This window comes from Undibacterium sp. Rencai35W (assembly GCF_049340185.1).
Lineage (GTDB): Bacteria > Pseudomonadota > Gammaproteobacteria > Burkholderiales > Burkholderiaceae_D > Undibacterium.
In genome coordinates this window covers 39,828-55,624 of record NZ_JBMPPC010000002.1, presented here as the reverse complement: position 1 = coordinate 55,624, position 15,797 = coordinate 39,828, and the positions used below count along the sequence as shown (strand labels likewise).

The 15,797-nt window shown below is 47.6% G+C and carries 13 protein-coding genes; 4 read left to right on the top strand and 9 right to left on the bottom strand.

The window, feature by feature from the left end; genetic code table 11:
• Window positions 1–39: 39 nt before the first annotated feature.
• From groL to ACO0K3_RS04205, 3 genes are all read right to left on the bottom strand, one after another.
• Window positions 40–1,686, bottom strand: coding sequence for a chaperonin GroEL (gene groL / locus ACO0K3_RS04215; protein WP_422957998.1), 1,647 nt, complete (start codon window positions 1,684–1,686; stop codon window positions 40–42).
• Between the two features lie 45 nt (window positions 1,687–1,731).
• Window positions 1,732–2,022: a co-chaperone GroES gene (gene groES, locus ACO0K3_RS04210; RefSeq protein WP_186916759.1), complete on the bottom strand. Its 291-nt coding sequence runs from the start codon at window positions 2,020–2,022 to the stop codon at window positions 1,732–1,734.
• A gap of 514 nt (window positions 2,023–2,536) precedes the next feature.
• Window positions 2,537–3,025 (bottom strand): GNAT family N-acetyltransferase, encoded by a 489-nt coding sequence (locus tag ACO0K3_RS04205; protein WP_422982201.1) that lies wholly within the window; start codon window positions 3,023–3,025, stop codon window positions 2,537–2,539.
• A 584-nt stretch (window positions 3,026–3,609) separates the two neighbouring features.
• On the opposite strand from ACO0K3_RS04205, the gene ACO0K3_RS04200 reads away from it, so the two are divergent.
• Window positions 3,610–5,787: a M4 family metallopeptidase gene (locus ACO0K3_RS04200; protein ID WP_422982199.1), complete on the top strand. Its 2,178-nt coding sequence runs from the start codon at window positions 3,610–3,612 to the stop codon at window positions 5,785–5,787.
• A gap of 225 nt (window positions 5,788–6,012) precedes the next feature.
• On the opposite strand, the gene ACO0K3_RS04195 is transcribed toward ACO0K3_RS04200, so the two are convergent.
• Both ACO0K3_RS04195 and ACO0K3_RS04190 read right to left on the bottom strand, forming a co-directional pair.
• Window positions 6,013–8,277, bottom strand: coding sequence for a molybdopterin cofactor-binding domain-containing protein (locus tag ACO0K3_RS04195; RefSeq protein WP_422982197.1), 2,265 nt, complete (start codon window positions 8,275–8,277; stop codon window positions 6,013–6,015).
• A gap of 14 nt (window positions 8,278–8,291) precedes the next feature.
• Window positions 8,292–8,750: a (2Fe-2S)-binding protein gene (locus ACO0K3_RS04190; protein ID WP_422982195.1), complete on the bottom strand. Its 459-nt coding sequence runs from the start codon at window positions 8,748–8,750 to the stop codon at window positions 8,292–8,294.
• 513 nt (window positions 8,751–9,263) lie between these two features.
• Here ACO0K3_RS04190 and ACO0K3_RS04185 point away from each other — a divergent pair.
• From ACO0K3_RS04185 to ACO0K3_RS04175, 3 genes are all read left to right on the top strand, one after another.
• The gene (locus ACO0K3_RS04185) at window positions 9,264–11,087 is read left to right on the top strand and encodes a DUF1800 domain-containing protein (protein ID WP_422982193.1); all 1,824 of its coding nucleotides are present in this window, start codon (window positions 9,264–9,266) and stop codon (window positions 11,085–11,087) included.
• A 9-nt stretch (window positions 11,088–11,096) separates the two neighbouring features.
• Window positions 11,097–12,497, top strand: a complete 1,401-nt coding sequence (locus ACO0K3_RS04180) for a DUF1501 domain-containing protein (protein WP_422982191.1) — start codon at window positions 11,097–11,099, stop codon at window positions 12,495–12,497.
• Window positions 12,498–12,601: 104 nt separating this feature from the next.
• Entirely contained in the window at window positions 12,602–12,805 is a 204-nt protein-coding gene (locus ACO0K3_RS04175) for a hypothetical protein (RefSeq protein WP_422982189.1), read from the top strand.
• Window positions 12,806–12,872: 67 nt separating this feature from the next.
• On the opposite strand, the gene ACO0K3_RS04170 is transcribed toward ACO0K3_RS04175, so the two are convergent.
• The 4 genes from ACO0K3_RS04170 to ACO0K3_RS04155 all read right to left on the bottom strand — a co-directional run bounded on the left by ACO0K3_RS04170 (window position 12,873) and on the right by ACO0K3_RS04155 (window position 15,738).
• Window positions 12,873–13,478, bottom strand: coding sequence for a hypothetical protein (locus ACO0K3_RS04170; protein ID WP_422982187.1), 606 nt, complete (start codon window positions 13,476–13,478; stop codon window positions 12,873–12,875).
• A 134-nt stretch (window positions 13,479–13,612) separates the two neighbouring features.
• Window positions 13,613–14,605 (bottom strand): ornithine cyclodeaminase family protein, encoded by a 993-nt coding sequence (locus ACO0K3_RS04165; RefSeq protein WP_422982185.1) that lies wholly within the window; start codon window positions 14,603–14,605, stop codon window positions 13,613–13,615.
• Window positions 14,606–14,693: 88 nt separating this feature from the next.
• Window positions 14,694–15,113, bottom strand: coding sequence for an organic hydroperoxide resistance protein (locus ACO0K3_RS04160; protein ID WP_422982183.1), 420 nt, complete (start codon window positions 15,111–15,113; stop codon window positions 14,694–14,696).
• A gap of 163 nt (window positions 15,114–15,276) precedes the next feature.
• Entirely contained in the window at window positions 15,277–15,738 is a 462-nt protein-coding gene (locus ACO0K3_RS04155; RefSeq protein ID WP_422982181.1) for a MarR family winged helix-turn-helix transcriptional regulator, read from the bottom strand.
• Window positions 15,739–15,797 lie beyond the last annotated feature (59 nt).

The following is a 15,797-nucleotide window of genomic DNA, read 5'->3' as shown; positions in this document are numbered from 1 at the left end:
CAAGCTTCGTACGTGGTCAGCATGTAAGCCCTTGCGGAATTACATCATCCCGCCCATGCCACCCATACCGCCCATGTCATGACCGCCCATACCACCGGCTGGTTTGTCTTCTGGCAGTTCTGCAACCAAAGCATCAGTTGTCAAGATCAGGCCAGCAACAGACGCTGCATTTTGCAATGCGGAGCGTGTTACTTTGGCTGGATCCAGAATACCCATTTCGATCATGTCGCCATATGTATCGTTGGCAGCATTGAAACCGAAATTACCTTTGCCGTTGATGATCGCATTGACCACAACGCTTGGTTCGCCACCAGCGTTTGCAACGATCTCACGCAATGGTGCTTCGATAGCTTTCAATACTAACTTGATACCTGCTTCTTGATCCGCATTGTCGCCTTTGATCACGCCAGCTGCTTCACGTGCGCGCAACAGAGCAACGCCACCGCCAGGAACAACGCCTTCTTCAACCGCAGCACGAGTAGCATGCAGAGCATCTTCAACGCGAGCTTTTTTCTCTTTCATTTCAACTTCAGTTGCAGCACCAACCTTGATTACAGCAACGCCGCCTGCCAGTTTGGCAACGCGTTCTTGCAGTTTTTCACGGTCGTAGTCAGAAGTTGCTTCTTCGATTTGCGCGCGGATTTGCTTAACGCGTGCTTCGATACCAACAGCCTGGCCAGCGCCATCGATCACGGTGGTGTTTTCTTTACCGATTTCGATACGTTTAGCTTGACCCAGATCTGCCAGAGTCGCTTTTTCAAGTGTCAGGCCAACTTCTTCAGCAATCACTTGACCACCGGTCAGGATAGCGATGTCTTCCAGCATGGCTTTGCGACGGTCACCGAAGCCTGGTGCTTTAACAGCAGCAGTTTTCAGGATGCCACGGATGTTGTTCACAACCAGAGTTGCCAGTGCTTCGCCATCGACATCTTCAGCGATGATCAGCAGTGGGCGACCGGATTTTGCAACTTGTTCCAATACTGGCAGCAGGTCACGGATGTTCGAGATTTTTTTGTCGAACAACAGGATGAACGGGTTTTCCAGGATAACAGATTGTTTTTCTGGATTGTTGATGAAGTACGGTGACAGATAGCCACGGTCAAACTGCATACCTTCAACGATGTCCAACTCATTGTCCAAAGATTTACCATCTTCAACAGTGATCACGCCTTCTTTGCCGACTTTGTCCATTGCCTTGGCAATGATGTCGCCGATGTTTGCATCGGAGTTGGCAGAGATGGAACCAACTTGAGCGATTTCTTTGTTGGTTGTTGTTGGCTTGGACAGAGTCTTGATTTCAGCAACGATGGCTGTAACCGCTTTGTCGATACCGCGTTTCAAGTCAGTTGGGTTGAAACCAGCTGCTACATATTTGAAACCTTCACGAACGATGGCTTGTGCCAGAACGGTCGCTGTTGTTGTACCGTCACCAGCGTTGTCAGAAGTGCGGGAAGCCACTTCTTTCACCAGTTGTGCACCCATGTTTTCCAGCTTGTCTTTCAGTTCGATTTCTTTAGCGACTGAAACACCGTCTTTAGTGACTGTAGGTGCGCCAAAAGAGCGCTCCAGAACAACGTTACGGCCTTTAGGACCTAATGTTACTTTAACTGCGTTAGCGAGAATATTCACGCCATTAACGATCTTGGCGCGTGCATCATCGCCGAAAATTACTTGTTTAGCTGCCATGTTAAATCTCCAGAATCTTGAATGGGATTGTGATACGGGTAGGGATTACTTCTGTACGATCGCGAAGATGTCTTCTTCACGCATCACCAGAACTTCGTTACCGTCAACTTTGACTGCTTGACCAGAGTATTTGCCAAACAGGACGCGGTCGCCCACTTTGACTTCTAATGCGCGTACAGAGCCGTTTTCCAGCACTTTGCCGTTACCAACAGCGAGTACTTCACCTTGATCTGGTTTTTCAGCAGCTGCGTCAGGCAATACGATACCGGATGCAGTTTTTGTTTCCTGATCCAGACGCTTGACGATAATGCGATCGTGCAGGGGACGAAGGTTCATACAAACTCCTTTTGATTAGCTATAAATAGCAATGGTTTTACAAAATAATGTGTAGCTCTATTTGCAATTGGGCAGAAAAGTGAATCGCTGACCAGATATAGCTACACGTAAATTCTTAAGTGAGCGAGGTGTTATTAGCACTCTCTCCCGACGAGTGCTAATTATATGGGCGAGGGGCGTCTATTTCAAGACCGATTCGTCGAATTTATTGAAAATACTTTAATAATCAGTTGCTTAGCCTGATTATTTGGCGGCCGGAATTCATTTGAGTTTCAATTGCGGCGAGGTAATGCAAAGCTTAGTATCTGCCTGGCGGTAAGCGTTTTGTTTTAATTTTATGGATGATTGGCTGAACTCTGATTCCTGAATGCTGACGTTGGCATCCGAATTCCGGGACGGTCGTCTTTGTTATCCAAATCGGCGCCAGGCCTCACCTGTCTGCATTTTTATTGGTGAAGTATTGCGCAATCGAAAGTGAGGCAGTGACAATGAGGTGATGAATATGAGCGTCTAGTTACTGCTCGGATGTCGTTTGATTCAGTGTTATTTTGTTCAAATCCATCTCCATAAAATGCCAGTTGTTCTGCAAGGACCTCGCTACTTCGGTTCCTTCGTAGGGAGCGCAGTCATTGAATCCTATGGCTTTGTAGAGATGCTGAGCGGATAGCATGAAAGGGGCGGTATCAAGAACGACACGTTGATATCCGAATGCTTTAGCATCGCTGAGTATTTTGCATAAAAAAGTTTTTCCGAGGTGTTTGCCGCGAAAATCTGGGCGGATGTATAAACGTTTAATTTCAGCGATACCAGCGCTAAGGTAGCGCAAGCCGACCATGCCAGCTAATTCATCATCCAGTTCCACCAGATAGAAAGCACCGCGCGGTGGCGTATCGCCGCATACTTTGTCGATCACACTTTCGCCATATTCAGGAACGGACATGCCGAGCAGGTCTGCGACCGGTATGCCGAATGAGGCTTCAATTCCAGCTACGACCCAAGTCATGTATTCATTATTAATGCTCAGAATTTCTTTTCTGTGCGCATGAGAATCTGCGAGTTTGAAATTCAGCGATACCATTGTTTTGTCCATGGATTGAGTGGCTGATAGTAATTCAGACAGAGTAAAAAAGCCTGATTGTCAAATCTTGATAAGCTTACACAATATTAAAATAGTTCATTATCTTTTTGTAAAAACTTAGTTTATAAAAATAGGCATAATGGCATTTTTTTATATTTCCAGACTGATAACTAATTGTGGTAATTGTGCCAAATAGTAATAGGATCAGAATTTTCTATTGTGGTGACGTAAATGTAACATTTTTCACATTGCAATATTACAACGACTACATTTCCAAGCCTTTTAATGTCTGATTAACTGCGTGTCAGCTATTGGGCAATAGCGAGTTGAATCGGCTGGAGAATTGGACTTGGTTCAGCATGAATTTTCAGTGTATTTGCTGGGATACAGATCAAATGCCCTTACTCTGATCCACTTGGTTTTTTTAGATTGACTTATATCAACGCTAACCGCGTTCGCTAATACTCACAGGGACATAATCCCTGTGGCAATTTGAAAATGGAGAGTATATGGAACAAGCTTTGAAGTTGACACAAATATTACGCCCAACATTGTTGGCGGTATTGGTTGCAGGTGCCTGCAATGCGATGGCTGCTGAACGTGTTGAGTTGGATAAATACGTAGCGTCTGCCGCAACGCTCTCAGCTGCCAAGTCTTTAAGCGGCACAGTAGCGACAAGAGATTTACTTGGGCTATCGGCCAGTGAATTGCAGGCAGTTCGCAGCCAGACTTATGCTAACGGTAAAGTGGTAACACGCTACCAGCAGTTTCACCAGGGCGTACCTGTCTGGGGTGAGGCAATCGTTGAGCATGTGATGCCTGGTGCTACGCAGCCAACGCTATCCGGTGCGATGCTGAGGAATGTGACGAACGATCTGCCTAGCGCCAATCCTCTGTATTCAGCGTCGCAAGCACTGACTCTGGCAAAGACGCAGTCACGTGTTAATTCCACGGACAATGAGCAGGCAAAATTGCATGTGCAACTCGGTGCAAATAACGTTGCTAAATTGATTTACGTAGTGTCTTTCCTGGATACCTCCAATCCTGCCAAGCCTAGCCGGCCGCACTATGTGATTGACGCCAATACCGGTGCAGTTTTACAAAAATGGGAAGGCCTGACTCACACTCTGAGCGGCACAGGTCCTGGTGGTAACGCCAAAACAGGCCAATACGAATACGGCACCACAGCTGGTTATGGTTATTTAGACGTGTTAGTCAGCGGCTCTACCTGCAAGTTGAGCAGCACGAATGTTGATACCTACAACATGAACAACGCGACGTCCGGTTCCGGCACGTTGCACAGCTTTACCTGCCCGCGCAATACTGTCAAAACAGTGAACGGTGCTTACTCCCCGATGAATGACGCGCATTACTTTGGTAATCAGGTCTTCAACATGTACCAGACTTATCTGGGTGTACGTCCGATCAGTCAAAAATTGATGATGCGCGTACATTACGGCTCTGCCTACGAAAATGCATTCTGGGATGGTACAGCAATGAATTTCGGTGACGGTGCTTCTACTTTCTACCCATTGACAGCGTTGGATGTGACTGGTCATGAAATTAGTCACGGCTTCACAGAACAGAACTCGAATCTGACTTACTCTGGCATGTCCGGTGGTATGAACGAAGCGTTCTCGGATATGGCCGGTGAAGCAGTCAAGTACTATGTCAAAGGGACTAACGATTTTAAAGTTGGTGTTGATATTTTCAAAGCCAGTGGTGCTTTGCGTTATATGTACAATCCACCGCTGGATGGCGGTTCTATCGATAATGCAGCGAACTACACCAGCAGCCTCGATGTGCATTACACCAGCGGTGTGTTCAACAAAGCCTTCTACTTGCTGGCAACAACTTCGGGCTGGAATACCCGTAAAGCATTTGAAGTCATGGCGGATGCAAACCGCCTGTACTGGACTGCAAATAGCACCTTCGATCAAGGCGCTTGCGGTGTAGAAAAGGCAGCGGCAAATCGCGGCTATACCGTGGCTGATGTCACTACGGCATTTAACACAGTCGGTGTTCACGGAGGTTGTGGTGTCGTGGTGCCGCCAACGACCACAGTCTTGTCTAACGGCGTACCAGTGACGGGACTTTCCTTCACATCAGGTCAGCAGAAGTCTTACTCATTCGTCGTACCTTCTGGGTCTACCAACGCTACCTTTAAGACGTCTGGCGGCACAGGTGACGTTGATTTGTATGTGCAGTTAAATTCAGCACCGACAACAACGACTTATTTGCAAAAGTCAGATGGTTCCTCTACGACTGAAAGCGTTTCCTTAACCAGTCCAACAGCAGGTACTTACTATGTATTGCTGAATGGTTATGCAGCATCAAGTGGTGTTCAGATTGTCGCAAACTACACGACAGGAACGCCATCGAATGTATTGACGAATGGAGTGCCGGTAACAGGTATTTCACTCGCCGCCGGTGCTAGCAAAGTCTATACAATCGTTGTTCCGGCAGGTAAAACCAGCGTCACATTCAAAACTACCGGCGGTACCGGTGATGCTGATATTTACGAGAAGCTGGGTTCCGCACCGACGACATCGTCTTACACCCAAAAATCGGATGGTGCGACGACCGTAGAGACTATCACAGTCAGCACGCCGGCAGCAGGCACATACTATTTGCTGCTAAATGCTTATACGACGATTAGTGGTGTATCCCTGGTTGCGACATACTAAAGACGTGCTTTGTTAATATAAGCGCATTTTTGCCGAATCCCGCTCTGTACTTTGTATCGGGTGGGATTTTTTTGTGGATATGCAATAAATTTAAAGCAATGTTGTAAACGTGAAATGGGGTGGCAACTGCCACCCCATTTTTATTCGAGCTAGTTTCAAGTTGGCTTGTTATAGCTAACTACAGCTAACTTATCTCCACTAAATGTAAGCCCAGATTAAACTAGTTTAAACCAGTTTAAACGGCAATTCCCGTAAGCGTTTGCCAGTGATCTTAGCTATGGCATTGGCAAAAGCTGGTGCCAGTGCCGGTACACCTGGTTCGCCCATGCCAGTTGGTGCATCAGCGCTTGGTACGATATGGACACTGACTTTGGGCATCTCGGTAATGCGTGGCACCACAAAATCACCGAAATTACTCTGCTCCACTACGCCGTCTTTCAATGTGATCGCCGCACCTGGCATGCACATCGATAAACCCATGAGTGCGCCACCCTGAACTTGTGCTTCGATGCTCTTAGGATTGACTGCCAGATTGCAATGGATGCCGGCTGTTACGCTATGCAGTATCGGCGTACCATCTTTGACCGATGCTTCGATAACATACGCGACTACCGATTCGAAGGACTCATGAACCGCGACACCCCATGCATGACCTTTCGCCAGTGTTTTTTTGCCATAGCCAGATTGCGCGACGGCCAGTTCCAACGCCGCTTTATGACGCGGATGCTTGTTACCTATCAGGCTCAGACGATAGGCAACTGGATCTTGCTTGGTGGCAGTGGCGATCTCATCGAGTAGAGTCTCCATCACGAATGCTGTATGGGTGGAGCCAACGCTGCGCCACCATAATACCGGGACGTTGATTTTGGGATGATGAACTGACAGACGCATAGGAATTTCATACGGCTCTCTCATGCCTTCCAATGCGGTGGCGTCGATTCCATCTTTGACCATCATTGCCTCAAACGGTGTACCAGCCAGAATCGATTGTCCGACGACCACGTGATCCCAGCCTGCAATTTGGCCTTTCGCGTCGAAACCAATCTGGGCACGGTGTACGTGCATAGGGCGATAGTAGCCACCTTTCACGTCGTCTTCCCGGCTCCATAATGTGCGAACAGCTGCGTTGAGACCTGCTGCTTTGGCGGCTTTGGCGACGTTACATGCCTCAACAACAAAGTCGCTGGTCGGTACGGCCCGGCGACCAAAACCACCACCGGCCATCTGGGTATTAACCTTGACGTTTTGCGGGGGAATACCCAGTGTTTTTGAGGCAGCAAAACCGTCTAGGCCTGGCATTTGCGTACCGACCCATAGTTCTGCCTTGTCGCCCGTGAATGCTACGGTGCAGTTCAAGGGTTCCATTGGCGTGTGGGCTAAAAACGGAAAGACAAATTCGGCATCAATCTTGAGTGGTGCTGCCGCCAGTTTTGAGATGTCGTCGTTGTATTTCAATTTGCCAGTTTGTTTGGACAGCTCTTTGTAGCTGGCTAATAACTGGGCACTGTCGGCTTTGTCGACGGCGGCATTATCCCACTGGATTTTCAACGCATCACGGCCTTGTTTTGCCGGCCAGTAACCGTCGGCAATCACGGCAATCCCTTCGCCGCCACGATCAACCGGGATACGGATAACCGCTTTCACTCCGCGAATTGCTTTTGCCGCTGTGTCGTCGACACTGGCGATTTTGCCGCCGAACACGGGAGGGCGTGCAACAACGGCCGTCAGCATGCCAGGCAGGTGGGTATCAATGCCGTATTGTTGCGTTCCTGTGGATTTTGCTTTGGCATCAAGCCGGCCTACAGGCTTGCCTATCAGGCGGAAATTTTTTGGATCTTTGAGGCTGATTTTTTCTGGCACTGGCAGGCTCATGGCAGCTTCTGCCAGTTCACCATAAGTCAATTTCTTGCCGCCAGGACCAATCACTACGCCGTTTTGTGTTTTTAAGCTGACAGGGTCCACATTCCATTGTTTCGCCGCTGCAGCGACCAGCATTGAGCGCATACGGGCACCGAGTTCGCGGTACTGGGTGTACGAGTGTTTGATGGAACTGGAGCCGCCGGTCAGATGGATGCCAAACACAGGATCAACATAGGCTGGGTTGCTGTCGCCGTGCACACTCTTGACTTTACTCCAGTCGGCATCGAGTTCTTCTGCAAGGATCAGAGGTAAGCCAGTTTGTACACCTTGTCCAAAATCGAGCCGGTTGATCGTGATTGTTGTCGTACCGTCTTTATCAATCCGGACAAATGCTGCCGGTTGCTCGGTTACTTTGAGTTCGCTCGCTTTAGCGCCAGATCCGTCTGCATTGGTTTGTGCTGCACCGATCAGAGGATAGACGCCAAGTGCAAAGCCGCTGAGTGAGGCTACTTTCAAAAAACGGCGACGTGGCAGATCCGCCTGTGAACTGATCGAATTGCTGGCACCGGATTCTTTGCTCAGCATGGCTTGCAATTGTTTTGGTAATTCATTGCGGGTATCAAAATGCATGATCGTCTCCTGGTTCAGGCAAGGTGGCTGGCTGCATCATGGATCGCAGCGCGGATACGGACATAGGTCCCGCAACGACAGATATTGCCTGCCATTGCTGAATCAATATCAGCATCACTCGGTTTTTTATTCGACTTCAACAAGGCCGTGGCACTCATGATCTGTCCACTTTGACAGTAGCCGCATTGCGCCACATCGTGCTTGATCCAGGCGTCTTGTACGACTTTGCCAACTTTGTCGCCCGACATTGCCTCAATGGTCGTAATTTTTTGTCCCGCTACTGCTGAAATTGGTGTGACGCACGAGCGTATTGCTTGCCCGTTCACATGCACAGTACAGGCACCACATAAGGCCTGGCCGCAGCCAAATTTGGTGCCGGTCAAACCTAATGAATCACGTAACGCCCATAGAACAGGCGTGTTCGGATCGGTGTCTAGCGTATGTACTTTGTTGTTGATAGTGAGAGAGGTCATGACTTGCTTCTCCATTTGATGGGCGTTTGGGAATCGTGCTGAGGTGACTGCTATAAGTAATCGCTAATGTGCGCAACAAGTGAGCACTACAGTGCCGCTATAGCAGACCTTGGCATCGTTGATGAATCGACAGCTATTCTGAGCTAGTTTGCCATTCTTTGCTGGCGTTGCTTAGTAATTCGATATTACAGGCAAATACAACGCTCGCCTCAGACCAAAATTACTCATAATCGGCTCTCGCTAATTTGTAACAATTGGAGACTTCGGTAAGCAGGCTTGACGATCGTTCGGGTGAGTATTTGAAAATTTTCGGACGGAACGCAGAACAAATTCTGATGGAACACCTAGTAGCGATCACATTGATCCTGAATCAGTTTGCGTGACATCTACTTACAAACTGCGGATAGGAATCCTGCGTCAACTTATCTATTGTTTCAACATGTGAGAACGAGATGTAAAACACAGAAAAAACGGACATCTTTTAAATGATCGCCCATCGCAACGGAGACACCCATGTCAGAGACTACGAGCTTAGCAGATAGACCAGATTCGATCAGTTTAGCCAAATCAGACGATTTCATTAATCTCACTAATGGCACCAATCTCACTAATGGCACTAATATTGAGGGGCAGGTGATATCACGTTTATCGGGCGCAGGTGTTGCCAGCGGTATGCTGTCTGCACTGGTGTTGAGCGGATGCGGTGGTTCTGGTGGAGTCACTTCTAATGCCGCTAATCCGGTTAGCGCGGACCAGGCAATGTCTTCACCTCCTGTAGCCAGTTCTCAAAGTTTGCCATCATCTGCCAGCATCTCGTCGGCACAGGCGGCCAGATTTTTGGCGCAGGCATCGATGGGTGCTACCAGAGCGCAAATTAGCCGGGTGCAGCAATTAGGTTATGAGGGCTGGCTGAATGAGCAATTCGCTTTGCCCGCGTCCACCAGCCGATTTGACTGGCTAGTAGCAAATAGCTATAACGCAGACACTTTCCGCAACTCGCAAGCAGGATTTGATTCAGTCGCCTGGTACAAATTAATTGCCTCACCCGACACTTTGCGGCAGCGCATCACCTTTGCCTTATCTGAAATTACGGTTGCAGCGATTGATGGCTTGATCGGTGGCGGATGGAAAGCATTTTCGGCGGCGACTTATCTCGATTTATTGGAGACCAATGCTTTTGGCAATTACCGGACCTTGCTGCAGCAAATATCTACTAGTGCTCCGATGGGGCAATACCTGACCTTTCGCGGCAACGTCAAATACAATCCGGTTACGGGCGCTTTGCCTGACGAAAATTACGCACGCGAGGTAATGCAGTTATTTAGCATTGGCTTATTGCAATTGAATCTGGATGGCAGCAACAAGCTAAATAACGGCGCTACTATCGAATCGTATACTCTGGACGACATAACCGGGCTCGCCAGAGTATTTACCGGATGGGATTTCAGCATTGATAGTTTGAAATTGACGACACCGGATTTTTTGCGTCGGCCTATGGTTCAGGTGCCAAGCCGGCACGAACTCGGTGCTAAGACTTTTCTTGGCATGACTATTCCCGCCGGAACGAATGGTGTTGATAGTTTGAAGCTCGCCTTGGATGGTATTTTTGCACATTCCAATGTCGCACCGTTTATTAGCCGGCAATTGATACAGCGCCTGGTATGCAGCAATCCAAGTCCTGCTTATCTGCAAAGAGTCGCCGGTGTTTTTAACAACGATGGGAATGGCGTCAAAGGTAATTTGACTGCCGTGATCAAGGCAATCTTGCTTGATAGTGAAGCACGTAATGATGCAAAGATCAGTGATCCTGCTTTTGGCAAATTGCGCGAACCTATTCTGAGACTGACCGCCTGGGCCAGAGCGTTCAATGCGAATTCACCGAGCGGTGTGTGGCGTATTGGCGATACCTCTGATCCCGCTACCCGCCTTGGACAAAGTCCTCTGCGCTCACCCTCGGTATTTAATTTTTTTCGCCCCGGTTATGTACCACCAAATACGGTGATTGCCAATGCTTCATTGGTTGCGCCAGAGTTTCAGATTACCAATGAATCGACGGTGATCGGTTATGTTAATTTTATGCAGCGTGTTGTGAGCGTTGGTATCGGCGATGTCACTGCCGACTACACCGCCTTACTACCGCTGGCAGATAATGCTCAGTCCTTAGTCGATGAATTGAACCTGATTTTGCTTGCTGGTCAGCTTAGTAGCGCGACATACAACCTGATACGTAATGCGATCAATAGTATGCCGGGCGGTACGCTGGCCGCACGTAATAACCGTATTTATTCTGCCCTGACGATGGTCATGGCAGCACCAGAATTTATCGTTCAAAAATAAGGAAGCATCATGGACAATATGAATAAGATGGGTGCTTCACGTCGGGCATTTCTGAGAAAAGCATCGGCACTTTCTTTGGCTGGCGTCGCTACACCATGGGCGCTGAATCTGGCGGCCATGGCAGAGGCATCGGCCGCTACTGCGAACGACTATAAGGCGATTGTGTGTGTATTTCTGTATGGCGGGAATGACTACGGTAATACTTTGGTACCGTATGATTCCAGTAACTATGCGGCTTACCAGCAACTGCGTCCGACATTGGCTTATAGCCGGGATAGCCTGTCATCGACCATACTGACACCTTCGCTTGCTCCTGTAGATAATGCCGGATTTAGCAGGCAATATGCGCTAGCGCCAGAGCTGGCTCCGTTGCTACCGATTTTTGATGCTGGCAAGATGGGCGTGTTGCTGAATGTCGGCACGCTGATACAGCCGACCAGCAAATTACAATACACAAATAAAACTGTGCCATTACCGCCAAAACTTTTTTCGCATAACGACCAGCAATCTGTCTGGCAATCGTCCGCTCCTGAGGGGGCGGTGTCAGGCTGGGGCGGCAGGATGGGCGACTTGTTTCAGTCCGGTAATGGCAATTCCACTTTTACGTGCGTGAACGTCTCTGGTAATGCCGTGTATTTGTCGGGGAATACCGCAGTCCAGTATCAGGTATCGACAACAGGATCCGTACCATTATCAGCCTCTACTAAGCCGTTGTTTGGTTCTGCCGCATGCTCAAGTGCGTTACAGGCATTGATGAGTCAGACTAGCGCGAATTTATTTGAAAACGAATATAACCGTGTTACGCGGCGATCCATGGATGCAAATAATACCTTGACCTCTGCGTTAGCTGGCGCGCCAGCAATCAATACGGTCTTTCCTGCGAATAACAATTTAGGGGATCAGTTAAAAATGGTCGCCAGAATGATCTCCAGCGCTAGTGCATTAGGCGCCAAGCGGCAGGTATTTTTTGTATCTATGGGGGGCTTTGATAACCATGATGGATTACTGGATACGCATCCGGGATTATTAAAAAGCGTCGCCGATGCTTTGTCCGCGTTTTATAGTGCAACGGTTGAGCTGGGTGTTTCTAATAACGTCACCAGTTTTACTGCGTCTGATTTTGGCCGTACCTTGAGTGGAAATAATGACGGCTCAGATCACGGATGGGGTAGCATGCACTTTATGCTCGGTGGCGCGGTCAACGGCAAGCGCTTTTACGGTACACCACCTGCTGTCGCGAGTGACGGGCCCGATGATGTGGGGCAGGGTCGCTTACTGCCTACGACGTCGGTTGATCAATATGCCGCGACGCTGGGGAAATGGCTGGGAGCCTCTGATACAGATTTATTGTCCTTGCTGCCCAATCTCAAAAATTTTAATGCAAGTTCACGTAATCTGGGTTTTGTCTGATCACTTGAGCGGTGCTTACCGACCGACTCCCATGGTAAAGTACAAGTTGAGTGTCTTACTATCGGTTTAATAGTCAGACGTATTGATCGTCGGGGAGAAATAGCATGGCAAAGAAAAATGAAGAACTTGATCCTGACACTGTAGCGCTGATTGCATGGTGCACTGAAGTTGAGGGATTCTTGGTCGCCGGTGGCGCGACTTTGCATCAAGCGCAAGAACACATTGAAGAAGAAATCGATTGGTTCACCGATTTATTTTTTGACGGACTGACACCAGAGCAGGCGGCTAAAGAGGCTTTGAGTGGTTGACAGAGACAGTCAGTTAAATAGCTGAATATAAAATTAGTACTTACTATGAGCGACGGCATTTCTTTCACTAGATACGAACGATATTGTTTACAGATATTTTTCTATTCTGAAATACTAATTGCTTAATAAGAAAAGCAATTCTGTTTTTCTTGTAACGCTCGTAATTACTGATAATTGGCTCTAACAAAGGAGCTTGCTGCATGTATTCGTTGGCAATGTCAGGAGGAATCCAGTCTGTGTGCCATTCAATAGTGGTTTTTTCATTAATATGAATCCTTGCGACATAGCCTTGACTTGGATTCATATCAATGTCGGAACAAATTGCTCTGTGAAATTGTGAGTCGAAATCTTTTCTTACATTACCCAGACCAAAATCAATCAAAATACGATCATTAACAATACACACAGCGTGACCTTCCACTTGCCCTGTTTTTGCATAACCTTTGTACCCGAGAAAGAATTGTTGATCTGAATTCTTCACAATGGCATAGCATGCCTGCACTTTCGTATTGAATCCTTGTTTTTCCAACAAATTGCTAAGTAATGCAGCCATGGCAACACAAGAAGAACCGTACTGATCAAAGTATCCGAGATTTTTAAAGTCGTAATAGATTTGCCTGATGCTTTTTGATAGTTTGGCTTCTTGTGACAAATCTAATAGTGCTGATTTCATAATAACTGGTGCAAGTTAGTTTTTATAAATTAACTTGAAGTCTGTTGATACTTAACAAGGATATAGCAGTAGATCAAGAAAACCAAGTTGTTGCAGGGTAAGTATTGTTAGTAAATGTAATAGCGAATGAACCGTCAGATAGACCTCACCATACTTGTTTGATAGGCTTCCCAAGCTAGATTTGCTCCACATAAATCCTCAATCGCAGTGCCTACCGATTTAAAGAGAGTGATCTGTTGCTCGTCTGACCGGCCGCGATGCTCGCCGCTTACCAGCTCTGCGAGTTCTGCGACGATCGAACTGCGTTCCAGACAAGTATTTGCCAATGCTTGTGTTATGTCGCCCGCTTCAGTTAGTGCGCCTGCATAGGTGTCAACAAAAACCTGTGCTTTCGCCATTAGTGTATCGTCGACTTCACGCATATTGGGTGTAAATCCACCTACCAGATCAAGGTGAGTACCTGCTTTCACCATGTGTCCCATCACGATGGCTTGGCTGCTAGTTGTTGCGCAACTGACGATGTCCGCTTGCGCTGCCGCTTTGCTGAGATTTGTTGCTACGCTTAACTGAATATTTTTCGGTAGTTCGCGTTGTTCTAGTATTGCATGCAGACTTTGTTCTGCTTTTTCCTGTGATCGCCCCCACACCGTAATTACTTTGATGGGGCGTACCTGGCAATGTGCTGTTGCGAGGTAGGGAATCAGTTTGCCTGTTCCAACCATTAGCAGGTGTTCGCTGTCAGCGCGAGATGTATAAGCAGAGGCCAAGGCTGATGTGGCAGCGGTTCGTCTGAGCGTTAGTTCCTCCCCATCCATCATGGCGAGGGGTGTACCGGTCGTCGTATCGAACAGGATAAAGATGGCATGCACCGATGGGGCTTCATTATTCTCAGGCGCCACTGTTACCAGCTTGACACCGGTTGTGCCGTGCGTTTGCCAGACTGGCATGAGTAATAAAGTAGAGGCGGGGTTTTCCGACAATGTGTGCACATGCCTGCGTGGTGCAACCATGTCGCTGGCAAATGCCTTGCGCAAAGCCGGTATCAGTTTTGCATATGTCAATTCCTGAGCTAGGAACTGTTTACCGAGATTAGGAATACTGCTTACTTGATTTGATGAGGTAGTCATCCAGTCATTTTAGCGAAAAAGCGCCCGGAAAAAATAATTTTCCGGGCGCTTTAATCTTACTGAATTGGTGCTGATTTACTGATGCTGGTTACACTACGGTGACTTTCACATCAATATTGCCACGTGTCGCGTTAGAGTAGGGGCAAACTTCGTGCGCTTTCGCAACCAGTGCTTCTGCTGCAGTACGTTCCATACCTGGGATGGAGACATTCAGTGCGACCTCCAGTCCGAATCCGCCTTTGCCATTTGGACCAATGCCAACTAAACCGTTCACAGATGTCTCGGCAGGCAATGCAATTTTCGTTGCGGCTGCAACAAATTTCATCGCACCGATAAAGCATGCTGAGTAGCCTGCGGCAAACATTTGCTCAGGATTCGTCCCTTCACCGCCTGCGCCACCGAGCTCTTTTGGCGTAGTCAGTTTAACTGCTAATTGATTGTCATCTGAAGCGGCACGACCATCGCGGCCACCGGTTGCTGTCGCATTTGCTGTGTAAAGAACTTGCATGTGATTCTCCTGAGTTGTCTTGCGTGAGAGTTGCGTCAAAATTATAGTAAAGCCAGTCTGAAAATTGATTCTAATGTGGCTTTATCTGCCAGTGAAAATATAATAGTACACAATTAAATTGCGTGCAATCTAATTTGCGAAAAATTTTGAAAATAACTACGCCTTAGGATAAATTGCTTTCCGTTAAATCATTTCTAACCTGAGAGAGTTGGGTCTTTAAATTGATCAGAGTCTCTTTAGTTTGTCCGCTAGCGCACATGATTTGCAGGGGAATTTCTTTTGCTGCTTTTTTCAGTAATTTGCCTTGTTTTGTCAGATGTATCCTGACTTGTCTCTCGTCAATCTCATCTCGATTACGGGTAAGCAACTCTGCTGCCTCCATTCGCTTCAGGAGTGGAGTTAAGGTACCAGAATCAAGGAATAAGGCTTCGCCTATGTTCTTGACCAAAATGCCATCGTGCTCCCATAGCACCATCATGACCAGATATTGCGGATAGGTTAGTCCGATTTTATCTAGCAAAGGCTTGTAGGTTTTTGTCATCGCCAGAGATGCGGAGTACAAGGCGAAGCAAAACTGATTATCCAGCGCTAGTAAATCGATTTGGCCAGGAACGGTATTTTTCATTGTGACAGAGGTAAATGGAAATAATGAGCGAGAGATAATGGTTTCATCTAATTATCGAC